Consider the following 25,102-nt stretch of genomic DNA (forward strand, 5'->3'; position numbering starts at 1 on the left):
CCTCGGATGCGTGCTCAATGACGATGTGTTCGTGTTCAACAAAAATTTGGATACCCGGCTGCGGTCAGTTATCTGACTCGAGCGCCAACATAGCAAAAGCCGCCAGCACCGGCGGAGCCGAAGCTCTCACCGACGTGCTGGCGGCCTGCGCAAATAACTATCTGTGCTAATAACTAGCTGCCGGAGAAACCAGTGAAGCTTGCCGGAGGCTGCTGGGCCGATTGGGGCGCAGCAAAATCTTCGGGTGACAAGTGGCCGGTCGGCTGTGCGACAGGAGCGGCGTCCTTTTGCCCTGACTCTTTCGCAGGAGCTCCAGCGGAGACAAGGCTGTCAGAATCTAGTTCATGAAGCTGGCCTTCGATGTAGCTCTTTAGCTTCTCGCGGTATTCGCGTTCGAAGTTCTGCAGCGACTCGATGCGGCTTTCGATCACCTCACGTTCCTGCTCGAGTGAACCGAGCTGAGCACGCTGCTGCGCTTCTGCCTCGGCGACAATCTCAGCGGCGGAAGCCTGACCTTCGGCAATGAGTGCATCGCGTTTCGCGACACCGTCGCGTACGTGCTCTTCATGCAGCCGGCGCGCAAGCTGAAGCAAGTTGTTGGTGCTGCTGCTGGCATCGTCGAGGGCCGACGAGGATGGCTCAGGTGCCGGAGCACTCTCAATCGCCGCAGGGGCGGATGCCGATACTGGCGCGGGCACAGCGGGTTCGCTGCTCGCCGATTGCTGCGATTCGTTCGAACGTGACTCGGCAGCAGTCAAACGCTGGCGAAGCTCGTCGTTCTCCTGATTGAGTCGTCGCAATTCAACAACAACCTCGTCGAGAAAATCATCGACGTCATCTTGGTCGTATCCCTCTCGGAACTTGGTTGATTCGAACCTCTTGTTGACCACATCTTCTGGAGTCAAAGCCATTGCCGCCACCTCTAAAACTTTCTTTCAACGTATACACAACGTTCAACGTTCGTTTCACATCGTAATGACGAAACCTGATTAGTTGCCACATGCTCTCTGATAAGAGTACATCCGCTTCTGCCAGTTCTAAAAGCCCCGCAAAATGGAGGTCAAGATAATGCACGCCAGCATGACGAGCATCCATGACAAATCCAGCGCACCGCTGCCGATGCGAATCATCGGTACAACTTTGCGTACCGCTTTGATCGGGGGGTCCGTGATAGTGAAAGCAATCTCAGACAACACAAGACCGACGCCGCTCGGACGCCACCCTCTAGCAAAGACGACAACGAGATCGAGAATAAACCGAGCCCACATCGCAAGCATAAAAAGATTAATGGCGAATATAGCCACCGTAGCGATAATTGAAACCGGATTCACTCTTCTAGGGTACCGGTCTAAATCACACGCGTTGCGCAGCGTAGTTACTGAGCAACAGGTTTACTGAGCGAAAAACGAAGCGTCGACGTCAGACTCAACCTCGGCCTGGTCCCCACTCACGGCAACGTGTGCTGGTGAAAGCAAGAAGACTTTGCTGGTAACTCGTTCGATCTTGCCGTAGAGACCCTGCGAAAGTCCGCTGGCGAAATCGACCAGTCGACGTGCATCCGGTTCACTCATCTGCGAGAGGTTGATGATCACGGGGATGCCCTCGCGGAAGTTCTCCGCGATGAGCTGGGCGTCCTTGTACTGGCGCGGGTGCACCGTCAAAATCTCGTTCATCTCTGCCTCCGCAGTGCTGGGCGCAGCGCGGCGCAAAGGAGTGACTGGCGCGCGATTTGAGTTCGCTGGTGCGTGTGCTGCCGCAACAGGGGCAACCGGCGCAACCGGCGCCTGATCGTATTCGTAGTCTTCGTCGGCGAGGCCGAGATAGACCATTGTCTTGCGCAGTGGGTTGGCCATGATAATCCTCCGAATGGTGAAGCTTCTGCTTCGAGATTAACCATGGTCAGGTCGTTTTCCCGTGATTGCCGTGCCAATTCGAAGGTGTGTCGCGCCTTCGGCAATCGCTTCGGCGAAGTCGCCTGACATTCCCATCGAGAGTGCACGGGCGTTGGGATGCTGCGCCCCCATGCGCTCAGAAAGCGACCGTAGAGCGACGAACGAAGGCCGCGGGTCTTCGCCCAGTGGCGCAACGCCCATGAGCCCCCTCAGCTCGATTCCGGCAGCACCAGCCACACGATCGACGAAAGCATCAAGTTCGCTGGGAAGCACTCCGCCTCGGCCCGGATCGTCAGTGAGATTCACTTGCACAAAAACGTCGAGTGGAATGGCTACATCATCGTTCGTGAGAGCAGTAATCAGAGAATCGCGGTCAACCGAATGGATCGCTTGGCAGTAGGCGCGAACTTGTCGCGCTTTTTTACTCTGCAACTGCCCGACAAAGTTCCACCGTGCGTCAAGATCAGAAAGCTCAGCAACTTTCGGCTGCGCCTCCTGATGCCGACTTTCACCAAAGTCGCGCACGCCGAGGTCGTACAACTCGCGCACAAGGCTTGCGGGGTGGAACTTAGTGATGACGATCCTCGTGATCGACGACAGGTCGCGCGATGCCGAGCGTGCGGAATCCGCGATCTGTTCATCGACGTCGGCGAGTCGTTGGCCTAACGGTGTCAGGTCAGTCATGACTGCTACTTTAAGAAGTCTGGAACGTCGAGATCGTTGTCGTTCTCGGCGTCATCATCAAAGCTGCGATCGATGGTCGCTGCAGGTACAACACTCGGCTGCGACTTCCAGTCAGTTTCTTTCTCCGTCGGCTTCTGGGCTGCAGCGATGTGCTCTGCAGGGGCCTCGGGCACGACGTAATTAGTACGGCGCCCTTCGGCAGGCTTGGCCGATGGCTCTCCACCATCAAACCCTGCGGCAATTACCGTCACGCGAACTTCGTCTCCGAGAGTGTCGTCGATGACGGCACCGAAGATGATGTTCGCTTCAGGATGCACCGCCTCTTGAACGAGTCGCGCAGCATCGTTGATCTCGAAAATTCCGAGGTTCGATCCGCCCTGGATCGAAAGCAGAACACCGTGTGCGCCATCAATGCTGGCTTCCAGCAGTGGGGATGCCACAGCGAGTTCAGCCGCTTTTATGGCCCGGTCGGCCCCGCGCGAAGAACCGATTCCCATCAGCGCAGAGCCTGCGCCCTGCATCACTGACTTAACATCGGCGAAGTCGAGGTTGATGAGGCCCGGAGTCGTGATGAGGTCGGTAATGCCCTGAACGCCGGCCAACAGCACCTGGTCAGCCGTTGCGAAGGCTTCGAGCATGCTGATGCCGCGATCACTGATCTCGAGAAGGCGGTCGTTCGGAACGACGATGAGGGTATCGACCTCATTCTTGAGGGTGTCGACACCGATCTCCGCCTGCGACGAGCGGCGCTTGCCTTCAAAGCCGAATGGCTTGGTGACAACACCGATCGTGAGCGCACCAATCGACTTAGCAATGCGGGCAACTACTGGGGCGCCACCGGTGCCGGTTCCGCCACCCTCGCCAGCAGTAACGAACACCATGTCGGCGCCCGCAAGTGCTTCTTCAATCTCTTCTGCGTGGTCCTCTGCCGCACGGCGGCCAACCTCAGGGTCAGCGCCTGCACCGAGGCCTCTGGTCAGTTCGCGACCGACGTCAAGCTTGACGTCTGCGTCGCTCATTAGCAGTGCCTGGGCGTCGGTATTGATCGCAATGAACTCGACGCCTCGCAGGCCGAGCTCGATCATTCGGTTGACGGCGTTTACTCCGCCACCACCGATGCCGACTACCTTGATGACTGCGAGGTAGTTCTGGTTTGATGTCACGTTCGGCCTCCACTGGAAACTATCAACCTCGACTTGAGGTTTAAAGTTATGCTCAGTATGTATTTCTTAGTTTGAGAGTATGCGGACAGCGAGCTACACCGATGCACCGCCGACCGCGTGTCGGAAAGTGTTGGGGCAATTAGCGGGAATTGCTGTCTCTAGCCCTGCCCGCTCGACCCCGGGCAGACCACTGCAGACCAACGCAGACCGACGCAGACCGACGCAGACACGCATCGTTCTAACTGGGCCGGAAAATTCCATTGCTGGGCGCCGACACGTCGAATTCGCCCGCTCTGCCAGCATCGGTAATCGAAATCAATGAGGCCAAGAGCACAGCCTTTCGAGCGGAGTCGCTCGCACTCCCCCACACCACTCGCTGGCCGACACCAGACAAGACGAGCGAGACATCATCTTTAGTTGTCGCCGAGGCACTTTGCACTTGAGTCCGCAAATCAGCCGGCAGCGAAAGCAGTACCTCCGTGACAGCGGAGAATGCTGGACTTGAGGTGTCCGCACCCCCGGCGTCGATAACGGGAACGCCCTCAATGCGCTCCGCCGACTCCTGAATCGTGATGCCCGCCGGATCAACCAGTCGAAACACTCCATCAACCTTCACGGAGCCGATCGGTTCACGTTCAACAATATGAACCAACAGGGTGTCTGGCGGAACGATCTCCGTGACGTAGCTGCGGATCAGGGGGAATACCGAAAGGTCCTCGGTGATGGCGTCGAAGTTGAGAAGTGCGAGCGGCGTTCCCTGCTGCGTCTCAACTACCGCCTGAATCTCCGCAGGGTCGATACGGTTCGTGCCATCAACCACGACAGTGCGCAGCGCCAAAATCGGCGAGAAGACAGCGACCGCAATGAGAGCAAGGAGAGATGCCACCACACCGGTCACCGAGAGAAGAGTGAGCTTGCGATTGCGTGCTCGCCGGGTGAAGCGACGCAGCTCAGCCCGTTCCGCGCGCTTTCTCGCTCGCGCAGCCTGACGAAGCTGCTTCTTGGCCAAAGAATCGGGAGTGGGTTCACTCCCACGTAATCGTGATCGCGGCGTGCGTTCACGTTGCGGCTTGTCAACTACTGCCGTCGACTTGACGGGCTTGGTGCCGCCACCGGATGACGTGTCGGCAACAACACCGGAGCGGTGTGATTTCGGTGCAGCACCTCTCGAATTCGCCTGCGGTTGTTCTCCTGCTCCGTGTTTACGTCGCGATTTAGCGCTCAGACCGGTTGACTCGGCAACCGGCTTATCAAAACCCTCAGGCCTCTTCACTCGGCACCTGATCTGCAGCAGCCGGATCAGAAGCACCCAATGATCTGCGGCTTTCCATTGCTGCAATGAGCTGCGGGATGATGCGGTAGACGTCGCCACAACTGAGCGTCATCACAATGTCACCCTCGTTCGCGAGCTCAGCAACACGGTCTGCAGCCAGTTGCCAGTCGGGAACGAAATCGACGCGGGAAGCGTCGGAAAATTGCGACGAAACAAGTTCACCAGTAACGCCAGGAATCGGATCTTCACGGGCACCAAAAACATCGAGCACCACCGTGTGGTCGGCGAGCCGCTCATACACTTCGGCAAACTCGGTGGCCATATCACGGGTACGGCTGAAGAGATGCGGCTGATGCACCGCAATCAGCTTTCCGCTACCGAGCACGCTGCGCGCGCCGCTCAAGGCCGCCTCCACCTCGGTGGGATGGTGAGCGTAATCGTCATAGACGCTTACGCCATCCACAACCGCATGAAGTTCAAAACGCCGCTGGGTTCCGGCGAAAGTTGATACGGCGTCGATCGCAGCGCCAAGCTCAAAGCCGAGCCCGACAAGAACCGCAATTGCTCCTGTGGCATTGACCGCGTTGTGGCGGCCAGGAACCGACAACTGCACGCGCTCTTCGCGGCCATCAATGACAATCGAGAAAGCAACCGGGCCCTCAGAAGTCAACGAATGCATCCGCACCGTAGCATCCTCAGCTTCACCGAACGTGACGATGTTCGTGTGTGTCAACCGGTTCGTGACCCGAATCGCACCAGCGTCATCGCTCGACACCACAACCGCCTCCGAGGCGCCAGACGCGAACGCAACAAAAGCATCATCAAATGCTTCGTGCGAGCCGTAGTGATCCAGATGATCGGCATCGACATTCGTAATCACTGCAATCGCCGTCGAATAGAGCAAGAACGAGCCGTCGGACTCATCAGCCTCAACAACAAAAAGATCGTCAGTCCCCGAACCTGAACTCGTGCCAAGACCCTGGATGACACCGCCGTTAACGAAACTTGGCGATGCACCCAGCTCGCGCAAAGCAGTAATGATCATGCCTGTCGACGTTGTCTTTCCGTGAGCTCCCGCGACAGCCACGAGTCGAGCATCACCGATCAGCCATGCCAGCGCCTGCGAACGGTGCAGCACAGGGATGCCCCTCTGAACGGCTGCAAGATACTCCGGGTTATCGGGCCAGAGAGCTCCCGTGTACACCAATGCATCGGCATCGCCAAGATGGGCAGCATCGTGTCCGATACTGATCGTCGCACCTGCCGCGCGCAGCGAATCGATGTTGGTGTTTGTCGCACGGTCAGATCCTGTGACTGTGATTCCGGCATCGAGGAACAACTGAGCGATTCCGCTCATGCCTGCGCCGCCGATACCCACGAAATGGGCCGACGTCAGCGGTCCAGGTAGCGGCATGGTCAGGTCGGGAAAGATCATGATGTCAATGGTAGATCGCGGCCGAGAGCCCGATCGACGAGCTCGAGCATCCGATCGGTTCCGTCAAGCGAGCCAATGGTCGATGCGCGCGCTGCCATGTCGGCGATAACCGCACGTTTGCGCAGCATCGGCACAAGCTCGCTGCTCACCCATTGACCGGTGAACTGCGCGTCAGAAACCACCACCGCTGCACCAGCATCAACGGCGGTGCGCGTGTTAAATTTTTGCTCACCATTGCCGACGGGATAGGGAACATAAATGGCGGGGATACCGAGCCCAGTGAGTTCAGCAACCGTTGATGTTCCTGCACGAGCGATCGCCAAGTCTGCCGCCGCCAAAGCAAGCTCCATGCGGTTGCAATACTTCACGACGACGTAGCCCGATAGTTGAGGATCCTCGACCACCTCGCGGTACTCGCCCGTGATGTGAAGAACCTGCCAGCCTGCGCCCAAAATACGTGTCACCGAACCCGCAACAGTGTCATTGATGCGCTTTGCTCCCGACGACCCACCGGTCACGAGAAGGGTGGGCTTCTTGGGGTCGAGCCCAAAAAAACCGTCCGCCTCGACGCGAGCGGCAAACCGGTCCAGAGTTTCGATCTCGGCCCGGAGAGGCATCCCGACAACGACGCCACCACGAATGGGCGTGCGGTCAAAGGCTGTACCAACAAATGACGTAAAGAACGACCCCAGACGATTGGCAATTCCTGGACGACTGTTCGCCTCGTGAATCACGAAAGGCACACGTGCCTTGCGCGCGCCAAGATACGCCGGAGCCGCAACATAACCGCCGAAACCGACTACGACATCCACACCGCGGTCGGTGATGAGCTCAGCTACATGGTCGATAGTGTCACGGAGGCGACGCGGAAACTTCAGCGCCGCACGATTGGGGCGCCTCGGAAACGGGAGTTTGTCGATCGTCAGCAGTTCGAAACCACGCTCCGGAACAAGTCGCGCCTCGAGACCTTCTTCAGTGCCGAGCACAAGCACGTGCGACTCTGGCTCTCGCACGCGAATTCGCTCGGCAACAGCAAGCAGGGGGTTCACATGACCGGCTGTTCCGCCGCCAGCAAGCAAATACGTTGTCATTGACGCCCTCGTGCTCGGTTAGCTGCAAGCATGCGCGAGCGATCGGCAGCAGACTGCGTTGGTGGTGCCGCTGGTGTCGTGGTTCGACGCTCAGGCCTGTTTCCCGCTCTCGCAAACGACAACACGATACCGATGGCGAGAAGCGTCGCGATTAGTGCGGAGCCACCCGTCGAGATCAGCGGCAACGGAACCCCGAGAACGGGAAGCACTCCCAACACCACAGCGAAGTTTACGAAGGCTTGGCCGACAGTCCAAACCATAACGCCAGCAGTGGCGATCCGCACAAAGCCGTCGTTCGTTGAGCGGATGATGCGAATGAAGGCGATCGCTAAGACTACGAACAGCAAGAGGACGACGATCGCGCCGATGAGCCCAAGTTCTTCGCCAATAATGGCGAAAATGTAGTCATTGTCAGCGTGGGGAAGCCACCCGCGCTTTGCTACCGAGTTGCCAAGGCCTTTTCCAAAAATGCCGCCTCCAGCCAAAGCCCAATACGCATGGTCGATTTGCCAGCACGAATCTTGATAGTCGAGCTCGGTGCATCCATTGATCCAGACGCCGATGCGAGAACTCCGAGAACTGCTAGTACCCGCAAACAGCAGCGCACCCACTGCCACAGCCAGAACGCCAACCGCGAGAAAACGCAGTCGCACCCCCGCGAAGTACAAGCACGCGAAAACGATGAGGAGCATGATGGATGCTGTGCCCAAGTCGTTTCCAATGAGCACGAAGCCAATGGCAGCGCCGGCTACCGGAGCGACAGGCAGCAGTACATGCCGCCAGTCGGAAAGCAGATCCTGTTTCGTTGACAGGACCACAGCTACCCAGACGATCACTGCGACCTTGACAAACTCAGACGGCTGAGCGGTAAAGGAACCGAAATGGATCCAGTTCTGGTTTCCGCCGTAGCCGTAGCCGATGCCAGGAATGAAAACGAGTAGTTGAAGAACTCCACCTAAGAGCAGTCCTGGCCACGCCCATTTCTTCCAAAAGCCCACGGGCGCGCGCGAAGCAATGAGCATGAGCGGGACACCAATTACGGCAAACATACCCTGTCGCAAGAACCGTCCGAAGAACCCTTGGTCTTCAGCGAAAGATTCCACCGATGACGATGAGAGCACCATTACGAGCCCAAAGATAACCAGGAAAAGTGTGGTGCCTAACAGCAGAAAGAAGTTGCTCGATTGTGCCGAGAATATCCGTTTTACGGGCACGCGCGCAGACACCGGTCCATCAGGCTGAGGAGCGGTAGTTGCGTCGGATTGTGCCTGTGTACCGCCTGCTGCAGAGGGGCGAGCGTAGGCGGCGGCAGCTGCTAGTGCTCGAGCAGCGCGCGAAGGCGCCGTGGGCGAGCTAGGCGCAGACGCCGAACGCTGTGTTCGAGAGGCGGTTGGCGCTTGACGTGCCTGCGACTTGTGCTGTTGCGGAATCGGCGCCGAGCTATTAGGCCGTTGGGGTCGCTGTGGGGACGTCGGAGGTGTCATCGCCGCTCCCTCCTACTCGCTCACGCACGGCGGTCGCGAATTTCTCTCCGCGATCGGCATAACTCTCAAACTGGTCCATGGATGCCGCAGCTGGCGCCAATAAGACCGTGTCGCCTTCGGTCGCGATTCCGTGCGCCATCTCAACGACGCGCGGCATCACATGTTCAGTGTCAGTCGAGTCCACCTCGAAGACCGGAATCTGGGGGGCGTGTCGCTCGAATGCCGAAAGGATTGCCAGTCTGTCGGTGCCGATAACAATGGCGGCTTTGAGTCGTTTGGCGTGCTGTTGGATGAGCGGTGCGACATCCACTCCTTTCAGGAGCCCACCAACGATCCAAACAACCGGGTCTACCGCGGAGAGCGATGCGCTGGCGGCATGGGAGTTTGTGGCCTTGGAGTCGTTGATCCACGACACTCCCCCACGGTGAAGCACGAGCTGGTTGCGGTGCGGATCAACCTCAAAGCTGGCGACGCCGGCACGGAGCGCGTCGACGCTGACTCCAGCTGCTCGAGTGAGGGCGCTCGCGGCAAGAATATTGGCGAGCATGTGCGGCGCTGCAAGGTTTCGCTGGCGAAGCTCATCGAGAGTGAAGAGTTCGACGGCTTCATTGTGGCGATCGTCGTGAAATGCACGCTCGACGAGTAGGTCGCTCACGATACCAAAATCACTGGGTCCCGGAGTGTCGAGCCCAAAACCAATCGCACGACACCCGTCGATAACGTCGGCTTCCTCGACCATCGATTGCGTTGCTAGGACTGCTCGGTTGTAGACCGCGGCAATCTTGGTGTTCGCGTACACGGTCGCTTTGGCCTGGGCGTAGGCGCCTCGAGAGCCATGCCAGTCGAGGTGATCGTCGGCGAGATTGAGGCAGACACTTGCTAGGGGCGAGATCGCACCGGCACCATGTCGCGGCATCCCGTGAAGTTGAAAGCTGGAGAGTTCCACAACAAGAAAATCGAAACCGTCGGGGTAGCGGATTGCATCAAGCACCGGGATGCCGATATTGCCGACGGCACCAGCGCGAAAGCCTGCGGTCGAAAGGATGTGCGCAGTCAGTTGAGCTGTCGTTGTCTTTCCATTGGTGCCGGTGATCGCAATCCATTCGGCAGGTGTGCCTGTCTTGTCGCGCAACCGCCACGCGAGCTCAATCTCTGTCCACATCGCTATACCGGCAGTGCGACACCACTCGAGCAGTAGATGATCGCGGGGATACCCGGGTGAGACGAGCACGACGTCGGGCATATGGGCGCTGAGGGCAGAAACCTGTTCCGGGGCGCTGCCTCCGAGTGCGAGGGTTGCTCCGATGACCTGCGTCATTTCGATGCGGTTGTCGGATGCGGCATCCGCCACGATAAGTACGTCGGCCGTGAGCTCGGTGAGGGTGTCAGCCGCAGAGAATCCGCTTGCGCCCAGCCCAAGCACAGCGACCTTGAGGCCGCCCCATTCGGAGTTCCAACTGGTGAGAGTGTCGAGGTCGCGCACAGCTATTGGTTGATCCATTCGAGGTAGAAGAGCCCGACACCGGCAGCAACAAACATCGCCGCGATCAACCAGAAACGCACGACGACCGTGACTTCTGCCCACCCTTTGAGTTCGAAGTGGTGGTGCAGCGGACTCATCAGGAAGATGCGTTTACCGCCCGTTATTTTGAAGTAGGCGCGCTGCAGGATCACGGATCCGGTAACGATGAGGAACAGACCGCCAATGAGGACGAGCAGAAGTTCGGTGCGGCTCATGATGGCAAGAGCTGCAAGTGCGCCGCCGAGGCCAAGCGAACCAGTGTCTCCCATGAATACGTGGGCGGGCGAGGTGTTCCACCAGAGGAATCCGATAAGCGCTCCGGCTATTGCCGCGGCGATGATCGCAAGATCGAGAGGGTCGCGCACTTCGTAGCACTTGTAGAGCACTTCCCTGTCGATGCTGACGTTGCTGCACGACTGGTTGTTCTGCCAGAAACCGATGACGATGTAGGAGGAAATTGCGAAGATGGCGGATCCTGTGGCGAGACCATCAAGACCATCAGCGACGTTAACACCATTCGACGTGCTCACGATGATGAGTGTCACCCAAATGGCAAACAGGATCGCACCGCTGATGACGCCGAAGGTCGCCAGATCGAGCCAACTGATGTCGCGGACGGCCGAAATCATGGTTGACGCCGGGGTAAGCCCGCCCGGGTCAGGGAAATTGAGTGCAAGCGCCGCGAAACCAGCGGCCACGATGACCTGGCCCGCGATTTTGGACCACCCACCTAGCCCTAAACTGCGCTGCTTACGAGTCTTCAAAAAGTCGTCGAGGAAACCGATCAGGCCCAGCCCGACCATGAGGTAGATGACGAGAAGTCCTGAAAGTGTGACGGTCTCTCCGGCAACCCAATGACCGACGAAGTATCCAGCGGTCGCGCCGATGATGAAGACGATTCCACCCATTGTGGGTGTTCCGCGTTTGGTGTGATGGCTCTCTGGCCCATCATCCCGTATGAACTGTCCCCACTTCAATCGCACAAACAGGCGAATGAAAAGTGGCGTCAACAGAAGAGTGAAAATGAGCGAGAAGCCCGCTGAAATGAGAAGTGCGATCATGCGGTTACCCCCGCAATCCGGTCGCCGAGGTGTCGGAGGCCGGCAGAGTTCGACGATTTCACCAACACAACATCGCCCTCTCGCAGTTCCTCACGCAGCAAAGCGTATGCCTCTTCGACGTTATCTACGAGCACCGACTCTCCATCCCACGAACCCTCAAGTCCGGCTGCATTGTGGATGTGACGGGCTGCATGACCAACAACAATCAGTTTTTGCACGTTCAGTCGCACTATGAGTCGGCCAATGCGATCGTGCTCTTCGTTGGCGTAGTCGCCCAGTTCCGCGATCTCGCCAAGCACAGCAACCGAACGGTTTTCGGGGCCAACAACCTGCACAAGCGTCTTCAGCGCAGCAGCCATCGAGTCAGGGCTCGCGTTGTAGGCGTCGTTAATGACCGTCACACCGCCGGGGCCCGCGAGCAGTTCCATACGCCATCGTTCGGCTCTTTCGACGGACTCCAGGGCAGCGACTGACCGGTGCGGGTCGATCCCCAGAGCGCGCGCAGCGGTGATCGCGGCGAGGGCATTTGTCACGTGATGTTCGCCCAAGATCCGCAATTGCACCGGGATCACTTCGCCGCCGACATGCAGGCTGAACGCGGTTCCCCGCGCGGTCGCTTCAACCTCGTCGGCCCACACATCCGCGCTGGAATCAAGGCCGAAGGAGCTGACAGCGGCGGCGGTCTGCTGCCCCATTGCCTTCACTCGGCTGTCGTCATAGTTGAGTACGGCGGTCGCCTGAGACGGCAAAGCGGTCACCATTTCAGATTTCGCGCGCGCAGTCGCCGCAGCGTCGCCAAATTTGCCAATGTGAGCGAGGCCAACCATGAGCACAATGCCGACGTCGGGCATCACAATCGACTGCAATCGGGTGATGTCACCGACACCGTCAGCACCCATTTCTACGACAAGATACCTAGTCTCCTCTGTCACGCCGAGCATCGTGATGGGTGCCCCGACGTCGTTGTTGAATGACCCCTGTGGAGCGACCGTCTCGCCGTCGAGTTCGAGGATGCTCCGCAACATATTTTTCGTCGTTGTTTTGCCATTCGAGCCCGTGACGGCAACAACTTTGAGGTCTCCGCGGTCCCTTACTTTGGCGACGACAGCGCGAGCGAGTGCCTGGAGCGCGTGCACTCCATCGCCCACGATGATCTGCGCAACATCGATATCGAGAGGGTGTTCAGCAATCACCAGAGCGGCGCCATTTTCCACAGCACTGTGCGCGAAAAGGTGGCCATCGGTCAGTTCACCCCGAAGAGCGAAGAAAATTGATCCGGCTGTATTTAGCCGGGAATCAGTCTGCACAGCAACCCCCGGTAAACGACGTTGACCCATCGTCTCGTCAATAAGTGTCCCGCCGACGGCGGTGGCAATCTCGGCGATACTCAGTTCGATCACGTGGTGTGCTCCAGGTTGGGTGAACGCAGCGAAAAATCACCAGCGCAGTGGCAGATCCGGTCCCGACGATCCTGACGGAGAAACACGGTAGGTGGTAAGCGTCTGGGCCATGATGTCTCGGAAAGTCGAGGCAATCGCGCCCGAATAAATGCTATCGGGGATACCTGCGGTTGCGATCACCACGTACTCAGGATTATCTGCTGGTGCGATGCCTGCGTAAGAAATAACTACTTTACGGCCATACCCGCCGTCCTCGGCCACTTGTGCAGTTCCGCTCTTGACGGCAACGCGATATCCAGGGATTTGAAGATTGGGTGCCGAGCCGCTTGAACTGTAAACCATCTCCATCATCTGCAGCGTCTGCTCGGATGCTTCTTTCGAAACAACTCGGGTGCCTTCGGTGGATGGAGTGTCAGTGACGCTGCCGTCAGGCCAATAACAGCCCTCAACGAGCGTCGCCGGCAGCCGAACGCCGTCGTTTCCCAGCGCCTGATATGCACTGGCCATCTGGATCGACGTCGTGCTGAGGCCCTGACCGAACTGCACCGCATAGTTGGTGCGTGCATCCCACTCGCTGGCTTCGTAGAGCTTGCCACTTGACTCACCGTTAAAGTCGATGCCGGTCTTTTCGCCGAGCCCAAAGGCCTGCAAATAGTCGTGTCGAGCGGATGCTTTCAGGAGGTCGGTGTACTGGGCGATTGCAGTGTTGGATGACTCCACGAGGGCACCTGCGAGGGTCAGTCGCTGGTCTTCGTGGTAGAACGAATCGCTGATCACACCGCCACCGTTAGCAAGCTCGAGCGCGTATGGCGACACGACCTGCGTGCGCTGGTTGGCGCTGCCTGAATCGATCAGTGATGCCGCGGTCAGCGCTTTCACGGTCGAGCCGGGCTCGTATGGGGTGCTAAAGGCCCGGGAACCAAGGTCGCTGACGTCAGAAAGATTGACATTGTTCGGGTCGACTGTTGGCCAGTCACTGACGGCAAGGAGGTGTCCGTCACTCACGCGCATGACTACCCCGGTCGCCCACGTGGCTCCCAGCGCCTCCGCAGTCTGCGCCATGCGCTGCTGCACATAGAACTGAAGGTCGCGGTCAATCGTGAGCTTGAGAGTACCGCCGTCCTTTTGCTGAAGAATGTCAACGGAACTACCTGGCAGAGCAACACCATCTTCACCGCGGGCATAACTCGCTTCGCCGTCCTGACTTGCCAAGCACTCGTCGTGAGTCAGTTCGAGGCCTGCCTGTGGGCCGTCGGTGCCGATGAAGCCCACAAGGTTGCCGGCGATTTCCCCATTGGGGTAGCTGCGCTCTGGCCGCAATTCGTAGTAAAGCCACGCAATGTCGAGCTTGGCAACGGCTTGATACTGCTCAAGGGTGATGCCCTGTGCTAAGTATTCGAAGTCTGACTCGGGATTCTCCAGAATCATGGTCAGAAGCGCCGTGGGGTCACCCCCGATGACAGCGGTGATCTTCGTGAGGTCTTCCAACACGACGACGGATGCATCCTTACGGAGCAGAGTTACGCGCGGCGATATGATGATATCGAAACGCTCAACGCTATCGGCGAGGACCGCTCCCCTCGTGTCAACGATGTCACCGCGAGTGCCATGCGTCACGCGAGTCAGAGTGCGCTTCGTGTCGGCTTCCGCCGTGAGGGCGTCAGCTTGAACAACTTGCAAGTCAATAAGTCGCACGACGAATACCGCGGTCAACGCCAGAACCGTAAACACAACGAAGGCGACCCTGGCACGTGTTGAGCGCGGCGTCATCAGTTCTCCCCTAGGTCAATCAGTACAATCATCGCGTCACTGGTGCGGGAATTGCGTTATTCGCTGCCTCTGGCGCGGCGGTCAACGGCGCGGCGCTCGATGGGGTTTCTGCGGAGGCCACGGTCGTGGCTGCGGCTGCGGCAGCCGTCGCTTTCGCGGCCTTTGCCGCTGCAGCGGTCTCTGCGCTGACCAACGGCATACCGGTCAGAAGCGTGTTTCCCACAAGCCCACACGTTCCGCCACAGCCGGTCGGATCCGCGCTGCCCGGAAGGCGAAAGACAGCGCCGTCAGCTAGGTTGAGCGAAAAGGGGGTGGCGTTGGGAACCATTCCGAAGCCAGCCGCCTGAGCCGCAAGATTCTGCGACGACGACTGGAGCGCCAGTGACTCAAGCAGGTTCTGCTCCGTGCGGTTCAAGAGCTTCTGCTGATCCTGCAGCGAATCGATCTGGTACGCGCCCTGCGTCACCACGATGCTGAGCAAGAGTTGCGCGGCGAGGATCACAAACATGCTGGCGACTGTGACTACCGCGTAGAGCGCCCGAGGGCGGGCCTTGCGCTGTGCGCGCGTCGTGACGATCTCGATGTGAGATGGGCGCTGTCGAGGGCTCTGCGGTGGCTGTGGCTGCGCATAAGCGAGGTTAGTGCTCATGAGATGACTCGCATTCGTTCAATTGCTCGCAGACGCACGGGCTTGGCTCGGGGATTGGTTCGCTGTTCTTCATCACTGGCCTGCTCGGAACCACGAACAAGTAGTTTGAGTTCCGGCCTGTGCTCGGGAAGCTCTACAGGCAGGCCGGCAGGTGCAGTGGAACGCGACCGACGCTGAAGTTCGCGCTTGACGATGCGATCTTCAAGCGATTGGTAGGCCAAAACGACCATTCGTCCGCCGAGGGCGAGCGAATTGATCGCCGCAGGAATTGCGCGCTCCAGCGCTGAAAGCTCTTGGTTGACCTCAATACGCAGGGCTTGGAACACTCGCTTTGCAGGATGCCCGGCCCGTTGCGCCGCCGCGGGGGTCGCCGCGATGATCAGCTCCACCAGTTGCGCCGAAGTAGTCAGAGGCTGTTGCTCACGAAACTGCACAATTCGACTGGCAAATCGCGGAGCCAACTTCTCGTCGCCGTAGGCATAAAAGATGCGACGAAGTTCGAGTTCGCTGTAGGTGGCGAGGATGTGCTCGGCAGTGACCGGAGTCGAGGCATCCATTCGCATGTCTAGCGGAGCGTCTTGTGAATAGGAGAAGCCGCGCTCAACACGGTCGAGTTGGAGCGATGAGACGCCAAGGTCGAAAAAGACCCCTTGGACGGCCTTGAATCCCAGCGAAGCGAGTGCCTTCGGAATCTCGTCGTAGACAGCATGAACAAAGTGCGTGCGGCTAGCGAAAGGCTCAAGCCGACGTCGAGCGATAGCAAGAGCGTCCTCGTCTCTATCAATCCCCACCAGTATGAGGTGAGGGAATCGCTGGAGGAATGCCTCCGCGTGGCCGGCCATACCGAGCGTGCCGTCAACGAGCACGGCTCCGGGAGCGTCGAGTGCTGGCGCAAGCAGTTCAATTGAACGCTCAAGGAGCACTGGGGTGTGGATGGTGTTGTCAGCCATGGTGTTGTGGGCTAGTTCTCGGATGCTGATCCCCATCCGATGCGACCTGATATCGGGGAAGAAAATCAGGGCGTTCGGCTGGGAGTCAGCGTCTAAGAGCTAGAAGAGTCCCGGAATCACCTCCTCAGTGGTGTTGACGAAGTCGGCCTCGGTGGCCTCGTAGTAGTTGTTCCAGGCCTCGGTGTCCCAGATTTCAGCACGGTTGCCCGCACCGATGACGGTGAGGTCGCGACCCAAGCCGGCGTACTCGCGTAACCCGGCAGGAATCGTGACCCGGTGTTGCTTGTCGGGCGTCTCTTGGTTTGCGCCAGAAAGAAACAGACGCAAAAAGTCGCGGCCCTGCTTGCTGGTTACGGGCGCTTTACGGATTGCTTCGTGCATCACCTCAAACTCGCGTTGGCTGAAGACATAAAGGCAACGCTCTTGGCCACGAGTAACGACGACGCCGGAAGCGAGTTCTTCACGGAACTTCGCGGGAAGGATGATGCGGCCCTTGTCGTCGAGCTTGGGGGCATAGGTGCCTAGAAACACGGCGCCCTCCCCTCATTCTCCGGCCCGGATTTAGGTAGTCTCCACTTTACTCCACTTTCAACCACATACCTAAGGTTATAGGGCAACAATATCGAAAAATGTCAGACAAAGCCGCTAAACATAAGGGCAGAATAGGTGGAGGGAAATCGAGCAGTTTCCCTACATCATCGCCAGTTGACCCCATTCAGGACACAAAAAAAGGACCAGCCCGAAGGCTGGTCCTTGAAAGTGGAGGGTGTGGGTCTTATTCGCGGCCGCCCTGGCGGCGATCCCAGCGGTCATTAATGGTGTCCATAAATGATGCTCCGCGCTTAGACGAGCGACGCGAAGATGTAGAAGGCACAGCTGTCTCGGCGTCAGAAGCCGAAAGTCGCGACGGTGCTACGAACAACAACACGCCCACGAACATCACGACGAAGCCAAGCACGCCAATGAGAGGCTGCTGGATGATGACGCCGGTGAGCAACGCGATTATTCCGGCGACTCCAACGAGAACGCCGATCACCATCATTCGATAATTGGGCTTGCCTCTGCGCGGGCTGACAGCGCTGACGAAATCAGCATCGTTTTGATAGAGACTGCGCTCCATCTCATCGAGGGCCCGCTGCTCTTGCTCCGAAAGCGGCATTCCGTTCCCCTCTCTTTGGGATCCACGGCTAGGCCTCCATAGTACGCCCCGTTTCAGTCGCTAGGCTAGACGAGTGCCTGAGAGTAACCAGTTAGTTGACCTTGTCCAGCTGAGAATAGATGAGTTCCTCGCCGAAAAGCGTGCGGAGCTCAACAGGATCGCGCCGGAACTAACGGCTCTCACCGACGTAGGCAGCTCACTTCTCTCGGGAGGTAAGCGTTTCCGTGCGCTGTTCTGCTACTGGGGCTGGCAGTCCGTGGCGGGCATTCCCTCCGACGAGAACCCCTTAGATGACGAAGCGGTGTCGCAAGAACTCCCCGGTGTGCTCATGTCCGCATCCGCCCTTGAGCTCTTCCACGCGGCAGCGCTCGTGCACGACGACATCATGGATCGATCGGACACGCGCCGAGGTGCGCCTGCAGCACATCGCCGTTTTGAACAGATGCACGCTGATGGCGGATGGGCCGGTAGCGCGGAAGCCTATGGTCAATCGTCGGCCCTGCTACTCGGCGATCTCCTTCTTGGCTGGAGCGATGAACTCCTGGGGCGTGGGCTTGCGCTGCTTCCCCGCCCCTCGGCTCTCGCCGCGCGTAAAGAATTTATGACAATGCGTACCGAAGTCATGGCGGGCCAGTTTCTCGACATTCACGACGAGAGCGCTTGGGCCAGCTACCCAGAATCTGAAGCATTAGAGCGCGCGCAGCGCGTCCTTATCTACAAGTCTGCGAAGTACAGCGTCGAAGCACCTCTTGCCGTCGGAGCTAGCTTGGGCGCCGGCAGTGGCGAACAGATCGCCTCGTTGCGTGCCTTTGGGCTCCCCCTCGGCGTCGCTTTTCAGCTTCGCGACGACGTTCTGGGAGTGTTTGGAGATCCCGTGGTAACCGGCAAGCCTGCCGGTGATGATCTGCGGGAGGGTAAGCGCACGGCAATAATTGCGATCGCCCGCCAAAAACTTTCAACTAGTGCAAATGCAATCTTGGATGAGCTCCTCGGAGACCCCGATCTCACTACGGACCAAGTGAACATGATCCGCTCTACCCTGCAAGATTCGGGAGCTGTCGATCAGATTGAGAAAGCCATCGAACGTAATCTTGATCGTGCGTGCGAAGCTATCGAACATGCCAACCTAGCGCCTACGGCTCGAGCACAATTGCTCGCACTGGCTACCGCAGCAACAACTCGAACGTCATAGCCGAATGCGCAGCTTAAAAGCCGAGCGCCTGAGCTACGCGGCGAACTTCTGCTTTTCTTCCCGCCCGTAGGGCTTCGACAGGTGATACGCCCAAACTTGGCTCGTTGTGAAGAAGCCAATTCATGGATTCTTCTGAGCTGAAGCCTGCGTCACCCAGAACGATCACTGTTCCTTTAAGCTCGCGCAGGGGTGCATCGTCGACGATGAACACATCTGGGACGTGCCACACTCCGTCGATTTTGCGCGCGAGTAACGCGCCCTCTTCGATAAGACGGCGAACTTGGCTGACCTTCAGTCCGAGCTGCTCGGTGAGATCAGGAATTGTGAGCCAGTTAATGGTGGGTGATTCAGTCACCCCTTAAGAGTGCCACGCCCGACGGGCAAAACCTGACAGTTCGCATGGCATACGCAGAATATTCACGAGTGAACTCAAGTAACACCAGTCACATTAGTAACACCTGCCACAATGGTTGACACTAGATCGCTTCTGTGACAAGTTTGAGCCGTGATCTAGGTGATCGCACACACCTTCTCGGGGCCGGGAGCAGGAAAAAAACTATGACACATTTCACTTTGAATGACAGCGACAGTGTCGCTAACTCAGTTTTCGCTGGGCTCGTTCCAGCAGCTGTTGACAATGGCGAGCGCACACGTCGCCTCGCCCAACAACGAGCACGAGTCAACCGCAGCCTCATGAACACGGTTCCCGTGATCCTTGTTGGTTCACTCGCAGCCGCAACCTTCACCCTCACAGGGCCCGTCGAGCCAGTCAATGCCAAGACGCCGAACGACCCTCGCCTCTCAACCGAACGCGCGAACAAGCCAACGACAGCGACCAAAGCGGCCATGAGCGAGGCCGCCGCCACAGTGATCAGTCCCGCACCGACGGCGTATACCGTGGTGGAGGGGGACACTGTCAGCGACATTTCATCTCGCTACGGACTGTCAACGGCATCCGTACTGGCACTCAACGGCCTGAGCTGGTCATCAATGATTTTTCCGGGCCAAGAGCTCACGCTGACTAAGGGCTCAGTTGCGCCCCTTCCGAGTGTGAGCCAGATCAGGACCACTAACGGCCAGTACACAATTGTCGCGGGCGACACCATCAGCGGAATCGCAGCAAAGTTCGGTATCTCGACGATTTCGGTGATGTCCGCAAACGGCCTCGGCTGGTCAAGCATCATCTACCCGGGTCAATCGATTCTCATTCCCGGGAACCTCAGCGCGCCGGGTGAAGAAACCCAGGAATACGACTTCACAACAGACGACGAATATAGCGATGCTCCGGATGTTGCCACCGGCGCTGAGGACAACTCAGGCGATAGCATCTCCGGGTCCGAAACTGAGAGTTCATCCCCGGCACCAGAAGCGCCAGAAGCAGAAGTCGAGCCGGAAAAAGTTGCACCGGCACCGGTTACGCCTGCACCAGCTCCGGCACCAGCACCAGTGCCCGTTTCGGGGAGCAGCTATCTCGTAGTTTCAGGCGACACGATCTCGGCGATCGCAAAGCGCCTCGGAATCTCCACTCAGGCCCTGCTCGACGCTAATGGCCTGAGCCAGTCAAGCGTCATCTACATCGGAGACAAGCTCACGATTCCCTCGTCGAGCTCCGCCCCCGCGAGCACCGGTGGAAGTGTCACCTACCTGACAGCAGAAATGCGCGCCAACGCCCAAGTCATCATCCAAGTCGGCCGCGACCTTGGTGTATCTGATTACGGAATCACGATCGCGCTTGCGACCGCCATGCAGGAATCGAGCTTGCGCAACCTCAATTGGGGCGACCTCGACTCGGTTGGACTCTTCCAGCAGCGTCCGAGTTCCGGCTGGGGCACGGTGGCTCAGCTCACAACACCATCGCATGCAGCGCTCCTCTTCTATGGCGGCCCAAGCAACCCCAACAAGGGCGTCACTCGCGGACTGCTCGACATTTCAGGTTGGAAGAATATGAGCCTGACCCGCGCTGCCCAAGCGGTGCAAATTTCCGCCTACCCGGATGCGTACGCAAAGTGGGAGACATCCGCGCGTTCATGGCTGCAAGAACTCAGCTAACCCGTCGATTAGCCGTGTCTAGCGGCACTCTCCACGCCGAAAACTTTAGACTCTCAGGGTGAGTGCGAACATTACAGATCCGATGATTGGCCGTCTTCTCGACGGTCGATATCAGATCCGTTCTCGGATCGCGCGTGGCGGTATGGCCACCGTGTACCTTGCAACCGATCTTCGGCTTGAGCGCAAGGTCGCTATCAAGGTCATGCACGGTCATCTTGCCGACGACAGCAAGTTCAAAGAACGCTTCGTTCAAGAAGCCCGCTCGTCCGCACGCTTGGCACATCCCAACGTCGTCAATGTCTTTGACCAGGGACAAGACAGCGACATGGCATACCTCGTCATGGAGTACCTGCCCGGGATTACCCTGCGCGACCTCCTTCTTGAGCACCGCATCCTCACCACCGAACAAACGCTCGACATTATGGAGGCAGTACTCGCCGGGCTCGCTGCAGCTCACAAAGCAGGAATCGTTCACCGCGACCTGAAGCCAGAGAATGTGCTGCTCGCAGACGACGGACGCATCAAAATCGGCGACTTTGGACTGGCACGCGCCGCCAGTGCAAACACCGCGACTGGGGCAGCACTACTGGGCACAATCGCCTACCTCTCCCCCGAACTCGTCACTCGAGGTGTCGCCGACACCCGAAGCGATATCTACGCCGTCGGAATCATGATGTACGAAATGCTCGTCGGCGAGCAACCCTTCAAGGGTGAACAGCCCATGCAAATCGCCTACCAACACGCGAACGATGCTGTTCCGAGCCCCAGCTCCGCCAACCATCTCGTGCCGGCAGAACTCGACGACCTCGTGCTGTGGGCAACGGCCCGCGAACCGGATGATCGTCCGAACGATGCGCGAGTGCTGCTCGACCAGCTCTACCAAACGCATAGCTCGCTCATGACCGCGCTGCCACCAACGGCATCCACTGCGGTGCAACGAACGATGGTGTTGCCCAGTGCGCCAGCCGCCGAATCACTGGGTTCCACCGCTGAAACTCAAATTTTTGGTGCCGAACTGCAGCAAGTAGCACCGCCGGCTCCTACGCAAGTGTCAGAGAACACAACAACCTTGTCGACACGGGCGACCAAACGGAAGTCACGTGGCTGGTGGCTGCTCGTGCTGATTGTGTTGCTGGTAGGAGGGGCGGCCGGTGCCGGTTGGTACTTCGGCGCCGGTCCAGGGGCACAAGTAACGATTCCCGAGAGCATCCAGAGCGCAACGCCAGAGGACGCTAAGGCAATTCTTGAGGACTTAGGCCTCGTAGTTAGCGATGAGTTGGGGGAAACGTTCGACCCGGTAGTCGCCACCGATTTGGTCGCGAACTCGACACCCGAAGTCGGTTCGGCAGTTCCGAACGGCTCGCCAGTCACACTTCTCATCTCCAAAGGGCCGCAACCGCTCGCCGTACCCGCGTTCTCCGGGATGACGGAGCAAGAAGCGCGCGACGCCATCGAAGCTGCGCCCTTCACGCTAATGGAACCCATCATCAAACAATTCAACGGAGAGATCGCCGCTGGACTCGTCATCGACGTGCTCGGCGCCGACGAGACCTCGATCATTGGCGCAGAGACCTACGGTGAGCTGCAAAACGTCTTCCTTATCATCTCCGCGGGTCCCCTGCCCAACGTTGCATGCGTGACAGTCGACGAAGCATCACAAATCCTTGCCGGTGTTGGACTCGAGTCACAGCGCGGCGTAGAAGTCTTCAATGATTGCGAAGAAGGCACGGTAGTGGGAATCGACCCCGAACCTGATGCCGACGGAAATGCGCGTATTTTTCGCGAAGGCGACACCGCGACGCTGATTATCTCCCGCGGCCCCGACCTAGTTCAGATGCCAGACGTGATCGGCGACAACATTGCGGCCGCAAAGCGTGAACTCGAAGACGCAGGGTTCGTTGTTACCGTCGACACAGCGATTCAGCAGATCTTTTGGAGCTTCCCACCCGCGCAGGTCACCGATCAAGACCCCGCCGGCGGCGAGATGATCAAGCGCGGCTCCGACGTCACAATTTACGGTTAGCTCACGAGACTCACGCATTGCTGAGCGTCACACTGCGAGAAACACAAACGCTCGCTAGCGGGACTCCACTCCCCATCCGGAGAAAGGCCTGCTAGCGAGCGTTGTTACTACTAGAAGCTGTATCGCCTAGAACGCGCGAAGTTCCTCGGCAACGAGGAACGCCAGTTCGAGCGACTGCATGTGGTTGAGTCTCGGGTCACACAGCGACTCATAACGAGTTGCCAGGGTGGCCTCATCAATCTGCTCTGAACCACCCAAGCACTCCGTGACATCGTCGCCGGTGAGTTCGATGTGGATTCCACCAGGGTACGTTCCCGCAGCGCTGTGCGCCTCGAAGAAGCCCTTTACTTCGTCGACAACGTCATCAAAACGACGAGTCTTGTAGCCGGTAGGCGTGGTGAGGCCGTTGCCGTGCATCGGGTCGGTAACCCACAGCGGCGTAGCATCCATTTCCTTGATGGCCTCAAGCAGCGGGGGCAGCGCATCGCGCACCTTGCCAGCACCCATGCGGGTGATGAACGTCAGGCGACCGGGTTCACGCTCAGGATCAAGCTTGTCGATAAGTTGCTTCATCGTCTCGGGAGTCGTCGACGGCCCAAGCTTCACACCAAGGGGATTGCGCACACGAGAGAAGTAATCAATGTGGGCACCGTCTAAGTCGCGCGTGCGTTCGCCAATCCACAAGAAGTGCGCGCTCGTGTTGTACGGCGTTCCCGTGCGTGAATCGATGCGCGTCATCGGGCGCTCATAGTCCATCAGCAAGCCTTCATGGCTCGAGTAGAACTCGGTGCGCTTGAGCTCATCAAAGTCCGCTCCGGCAGCCTCCATGAAGCGCACCGCCTTATCGATCTCCTTGGCGAGACTCTCGTATTGGCGGTTGGCGGGATTCGCTGCAAAGCCCTTGTTCCACGAGTGCACTTGACGGAGATCCGCGAAACCACCCTGAGTAAACGCACGAATAAGATTCAGCGTGGATGCCGCGGTGTGGTAACCCTCAACGAGACGAGCAGGGTCAGCCGTGCGCGATTCGGGTGTGAAATCAAAACCGTTGACAATGTCACCGCGGTACGCCGGAAGAGTCACATCTCCTCGGGTTTCGAAATCGCTTGAGCGAGGCTTCGCAAACTGGCCGGCCATGCGTCCCATCTTGACGATCGGCTTCGAAGCACCATAGGTAAGGACGACCGCCATCTGCAGAATCGTCTTGACACGGTCGCTAATCTTCTGGGCAGTCGCTCCCGCAAACGTCTCCGCACAGTCCCCGCCCTGAAGTAAGAATGCTTCGCCCTGAGCAGCACGCGCCAAACGTTCACGCAGGCGATCAACTTCACCCGCGAATACAAGCGGAGGCAACGACGCGATCTTGCTCGACGCTTCGCCGACAGCATCGGCATCCGGCCACGAAGGCTGCTGCTTAATAGGGAGAGTGCGCCAGTTGTCTAGACCAGCAATCACGGCTGGATCAGCGAGCACGACTTTTTCTGACGGGTCGACCACAGAGAGATTCCTTTATACATTTACTGCGAAAATGGCTGGGCTTGTGACCCACTATGAGCCTACCGGCACAACAGTGCCGCTCATGTCGTAGCTAGCGACGGGCAGGAGTCGCGCGTTCCTTGACCGACGTTGCATAGACATCCACGTATTCCTGACCACTGATGCGGTTCAGTTCGTACATGATTTCGTCGGTGATCGACCGCAAAATGAAGCGGTCGCCCTCCATGCCCTCAAAACGACTGAAGTCGAGAGGTTCGCCGAAGACAATTCCGATGCGGCCCATACGAGGAATCTTGGTGCCAATTGGCATGACCTTTTCGGTATCAATCATCGCAACCGGAACTACGGGAACGTGCCCCTCTAAGATCATGCGAGCGACACCCGTGCGGCCGCGATACATCTTTCCGTCGGGGCTTCTCGTTCCCTCGGGGTAGATTCCGAGCACCTCACCCCGAGCAAGAACCGCGAGCCCGGTGTTTAGCGATGCTTCGGAGGCCTTGCCGCCGGAGCGGTCGATCGGCAGCATCCCCGTGCCATTGAAGAAGGCCCGCGACAGCCAACCGCGGATGCCGCGACCGGTAAAATAGTCGCTCTTAGCGAGGAAGAAAATGCGGCGATCCATCACGAGGGGTAAGAACACAGAATCAATGAACGACAGATGATTGCTGGCGAGAATTACGCCACCTTTGCGTGGCAGGTTCTCAAGGCCTGATACCCAGGGGCGGAAAACAGTTTTGAGAATAGGGCCGGCGACCAGATTCTTCATAAACCAATAGAACATGGTGCCTCTTTCTCCTGCTCGCGGAAG

Annotated in this window: 23 protein-coding genes; 3 read left to right on the forward strand and 20 right to left on the reverse strand. The window is 58.4% G+C overall.

Annotated features, from left to right (window positions below; genetic code table 11):
• Window positions 1-173: 173 nt before the first annotated feature.
• The 17 genes from AADH44_RS07140 to AADH44_RS07220 all read right to left on the reverse strand — a co-directional run bounded on the left by AADH44_RS07140 (window position 174) and on the right by AADH44_RS07220 (window position 17,533).
• Complete coding sequence (locus tag AADH44_RS07140) at window positions 174-911, reverse strand: DivIVA domain-containing protein (RefSeq protein WP_341952012.1); 738 nt, start codon at window positions 909-911, stop codon at window positions 174-176.
• Window positions 912-1,037: 126 nt separating this feature from the next.
• A complete protein-coding gene (locus tag AADH44_RS07145; RefSeq protein ID WP_341952013.1) occupies window positions 1,038-1,331 on the reverse strand; it encodes a YggT family protein in 294 nt (97 codons plus the stop codon).
• 60 nt (window positions 1,332-1,391) lie between these two features.
• Window positions 1,392-1,853 carry a cell division protein SepF gene (gene sepF / locus AADH44_RS07150; RefSeq protein WP_341952014.1) on the reverse strand — a complete coding sequence of 154 codons (462 nt, stop codon included), beginning with the start codon at window positions 1,851-1,853 and terminating at the stop codon, window positions 1,392-1,394.
• Window positions 1,854-1,889: 36 nt separating this feature from the next.
• Window positions 1,890-2,576: a YggS family pyridoxal phosphate-dependent enzyme gene (locus tag AADH44_RS07155; RefSeq protein ID WP_341952015.1), complete on the reverse strand. Its 687-nt coding sequence runs from the start codon at window positions 2,574-2,576 to the stop codon at window positions 1,890-1,892.
• A gap of 5 nt (window positions 2,577-2,581) precedes the next feature.
• Entirely contained in the window at window positions 2,582-3,739 is a 1,158-nt protein-coding gene (gene ftsZ / locus AADH44_RS07160; protein ID WP_341952016.1) for a cell division protein FtsZ, read from the reverse strand.
• A 238-nt stretch (window positions 3,740-3,977) separates the two neighbouring features.
• Window positions 3,978-5,012 carry an FtsQ-type POTRA domain-containing protein gene (locus AADH44_RS07165; protein ID WP_341952017.1) on the reverse strand — a complete coding sequence of 345 codons (1,035 nt, stop codon included), beginning with the start codon at window positions 5,010-5,012 and terminating at the stop codon, window positions 3,978-3,980.
• Window positions 4,999-6,447 carry a UDP-N-acetylmuramate--L-alanine ligase gene (gene murC, locus AADH44_RS07170; RefSeq protein ID WP_341952018.1) on the reverse strand — a complete coding sequence of 483 codons (1,449 nt, stop codon included), beginning with the start codon at window positions 6,445-6,447 and terminating at the stop codon, window positions 4,999-5,001. Before murC ends, AADH44_RS07165 begins: the two co-directional genes overlap by 14 nt.
• Entirely contained in the window at window positions 6,444-7,538 is a 1,095-nt protein-coding gene (locus AADH44_RS07175) for a glycosyltransferase (protein WP_341952019.1), read from the reverse strand. The genes murC and AADH44_RS07175 overlap by 4 nt, the downstream gene beginning before the upstream one ends.
• Entirely contained in the window at window positions 7,535-8,752 is a 1,218-nt protein-coding gene (gene ftsW / locus AADH44_RS07180) for a putative lipid II flippase FtsW (RefSeq protein ID WP_341952020.1), read from the reverse strand. The genes AADH44_RS07175 and ftsW overlap by 4 nt, the downstream gene beginning before the upstream one ends.
• Window positions 8,753-8,981: 229 nt before the next feature.
• A complete protein-coding gene (murD, locus tag AADH44_RS07185; protein WP_341952021.1) occupies window positions 8,982-10,523 on the reverse strand; it encodes a UDP-N-acetylmuramoyl-L-alanine--D-glutamate ligase in 1,542 nt (513 codons plus the stop codon).
• Window positions 10,508-11,605: a phospho-N-acetylmuramoyl-pentapeptide-transferase gene (gene mraY, locus AADH44_RS07190; RefSeq protein WP_341952022.1), complete on the reverse strand. Its 1,098-nt coding sequence runs from the start codon at window positions 11,603-11,605 to the stop codon at window positions 10,508-10,510. The genes murD and mraY overlap by 16 nt, the downstream gene beginning before the upstream one ends.
• Window positions 11,602-13,005: a UDP-N-acetylmuramoyl-tripeptide--D-alanyl-D-alanine ligase gene (murF, locus tag AADH44_RS07195; RefSeq protein ID WP_341952023.1), complete on the reverse strand. Its 1,404-nt coding sequence runs from the start codon at window positions 13,003-13,005 to the stop codon at window positions 11,602-11,604. Before murF ends, mraY begins: the two co-directional genes overlap by 4 nt.
• A 36-nt stretch (window positions 13,006-13,041) precedes the next feature.
• On the reverse strand, window positions 13,042-14,775 hold the full coding sequence (locus tag AADH44_RS07200; RefSeq protein ID WP_341952024.1) for a penicillin-binding protein 2: 1,734 nt from the start codon (window positions 14,773-14,775) through the stop codon (window positions 13,042-13,044).
• 28 nt (window positions 14,776-14,803) lie between these two features.
• Window positions 14,804-15,424 carry a hypothetical protein gene (locus AADH44_RS07205; RefSeq protein WP_341952025.1) on the reverse strand — a complete coding sequence of 207 codons (621 nt, stop codon included), beginning with the start codon at window positions 15,422-15,424 and terminating at the stop codon, window positions 14,804-14,806.
• Window positions 15,421-16,374, reverse strand: a complete 954-nt coding sequence (gene rsmH, locus AADH44_RS07210; protein ID WP_341954945.1) for a 16S rRNA (cytosine(1402)-N(4))-methyltransferase RsmH — start codon at window positions 16,372-16,374, stop codon at window positions 15,421-15,423. Before rsmH ends, AADH44_RS07205 begins: the two co-directional genes overlap by 4 nt.
• A gap of 99 nt (window positions 16,375-16,473) precedes the next feature.
• The gene (mraZ, locus tag AADH44_RS07215) at window positions 16,474-16,905 is read right to left on the reverse strand and encodes a division/cell wall cluster transcriptional repressor MraZ (RefSeq protein WP_129071303.1); all 432 of its coding nucleotides are present in this window, start codon (window positions 16,903-16,905) and stop codon (window positions 16,474-16,476) included.
• 244 nt (window positions 16,906-17,149) lie between these two features.
• Window positions 17,150-17,533, reverse strand: coding sequence for a DUF3040 domain-containing protein (locus AADH44_RS07220; RefSeq protein WP_341952026.1), 384 nt, complete (start codon window positions 17,531-17,533; stop codon window positions 17,150-17,152).
• A gap of 73 nt (window positions 17,534-17,606) precedes the next feature.
• Between AADH44_RS07220 and AADH44_RS07225 the strand changes: the two genes are divergently transcribed.
• The gene (locus tag AADH44_RS07225) at window positions 17,607-18,725 is read left to right on the forward strand and encodes a polyprenyl synthetase family protein (RefSeq protein WP_341952027.1); all 1,119 of its coding nucleotides are present in this window, start codon (window positions 17,607-17,609) and stop codon (window positions 18,723-18,725) included.
• Between the two features lie 13 nt (window positions 18,726-18,738).
• On the opposite strand, the gene AADH44_RS07230 is transcribed toward AADH44_RS07225, so the two are convergent.
• Window positions 18,739-19,080 carry an Rv2175c family DNA-binding protein gene (locus AADH44_RS07230; RefSeq protein ID WP_341952028.1) on the reverse strand — a complete coding sequence of 114 codons (342 nt, stop codon included), beginning with the start codon at window positions 19,078-19,080 and terminating at the stop codon, window positions 18,739-18,741.
• A 203-nt stretch (window positions 19,081-19,283) separates the two neighbouring features.
• On the opposite strand from AADH44_RS07230, the gene AADH44_RS07235 reads away from it, so the two are divergent.
• Both AADH44_RS07235 and pknB read left to right on the forward strand, forming a co-directional pair.
• Complete coding sequence (locus tag AADH44_RS07235; protein WP_341952029.1) at window positions 19,284-20,774, forward strand: LysM peptidoglycan-binding domain-containing protein; 1,491 nt, start codon at window positions 19,284-19,286, stop codon at window positions 20,772-20,774.
• Between the two features lie 58 nt (window positions 20,775-20,832).
• Entirely contained in the window at window positions 20,833-22,797 is a 1,965-nt protein-coding gene (pknB, locus tag AADH44_RS07240; RefSeq protein ID WP_341952030.1) for a Stk1 family PASTA domain-containing Ser/Thr kinase, read from the forward strand.
• 126 nt (window positions 22,798-22,923) lie between these two features.
• Here pknB and AADH44_RS07245 read toward each other — a convergent pair whose 3' ends face one another.
• Both AADH44_RS07245 and AADH44_RS07250 read right to left on the reverse strand, forming a co-directional pair.
• Complete coding sequence (locus AADH44_RS07245) at window positions 22,924-24,294, reverse strand: 3-deoxy-7-phosphoheptulonate synthase class II (RefSeq protein WP_341952031.1); 1,371 nt, start codon at window positions 24,292-24,294, stop codon at window positions 22,924-22,926.
• A gap of 91 nt (window positions 24,295-24,385) precedes the next feature.
• The gene (locus AADH44_RS07250) at window positions 24,386-25,075 is read right to left on the reverse strand and encodes a lysophospholipid acyltransferase family protein (RefSeq protein ID WP_009772064.1); all 690 of its coding nucleotides are present in this window, start codon (window positions 25,073-25,075) and stop codon (window positions 24,386-24,388) included.
• Window positions 25,076-25,102: the final 27 nt, after the last annotated feature.

This window comes from Salinibacterium sp. TMP30 (assembly GCF_038397785.1).
Lineage (GTDB): Bacteria > Actinomycetota > Actinomycetes > Actinomycetales > Microbacteriaceae > Rhodoglobus.

Coding starts and splice junctions, on each gene's coding strand:
- AADH44_RS07140 (WP_341952012.1), bottom strand. CDS start 911: ATGGCTTTGACTCCAGAAGATGTGGTCAACAAGAGGTTCGAATCAACC.
- sepF (WP_341952014.1), bottom strand. CDS start 1,853: ATGGCCAACCCACTGCGCAAGACAATGGTCTATCTCGGCCTCGCCGAC.
- AADH44_RS07155 (WP_341952015.1), bottom strand. CDS start 2,576: ATGACTGACCTGACACCGTTAGGCCAACGACTCGCCGACGTCGATGAA.
- murC (WP_341952018.1), bottom strand. CDS start 6,447: ATGATCTTTCCCGACCTGACCATGCCGCTACCTGGACCGCTGACGTCG.
- AADH44_RS07175 (WP_341952019.1), bottom strand. CDS start 7,538: ATGACAACGTATTTGCTTGCTGGCGGCGGAACAGCCGGTCATGTGAAC.
- murD (WP_341952021.1), bottom strand. CDS start 10,523: ATGGATCAACCAATAGCTGTGCGCGACCTCGACACTCTCACCAGTTGG.
- mraY (WP_341952022.1), bottom strand. CDS start 11,605: ATGATCGCACTTCTCATTTCAGCGGGCTTCTCGCTCATTTTCACTCTT.
- AADH44_RS07200 (WP_341952024.1), bottom strand. CDS start 14,775: ATGACGCCGCGCTCAACACGTGCCAGGGTCGCCTTCGTTGTGTTTACG.
- AADH44_RS07205 (WP_341952025.1), bottom strand. CDS start 15,424: ATGAGCACTAACCTCGCTTATGCGCAGCCACAGCCACCGCAGAGCCCT.
- rsmH (WP_341954945.1), bottom strand. CDS start 16,374: ATGGCTGACAACACCATCCACACCCCAGTGCTCCTTGAGCGTTCAATT.
- AADH44_RS07220 (WP_341952026.1), bottom strand. CDS start 17,533: ATGCCGCTTTCGGAGCAAGAGCAGCGGGCCCTCGATGAGATGGAGCGC.
- AADH44_RS07235 (WP_341952029.1), top strand. CDS start 19,284: ATGACACATTTCACTTTGAATGACAGCGACAGTGTCGCTAACTCAGTT.
- AADH44_RS07250 (WP_009772064.1), bottom strand. CDS start 25,075: ATGTTCTATTGGTTTATGAAGAATCTGGTCGCCGGCCCTATTCTCAAA.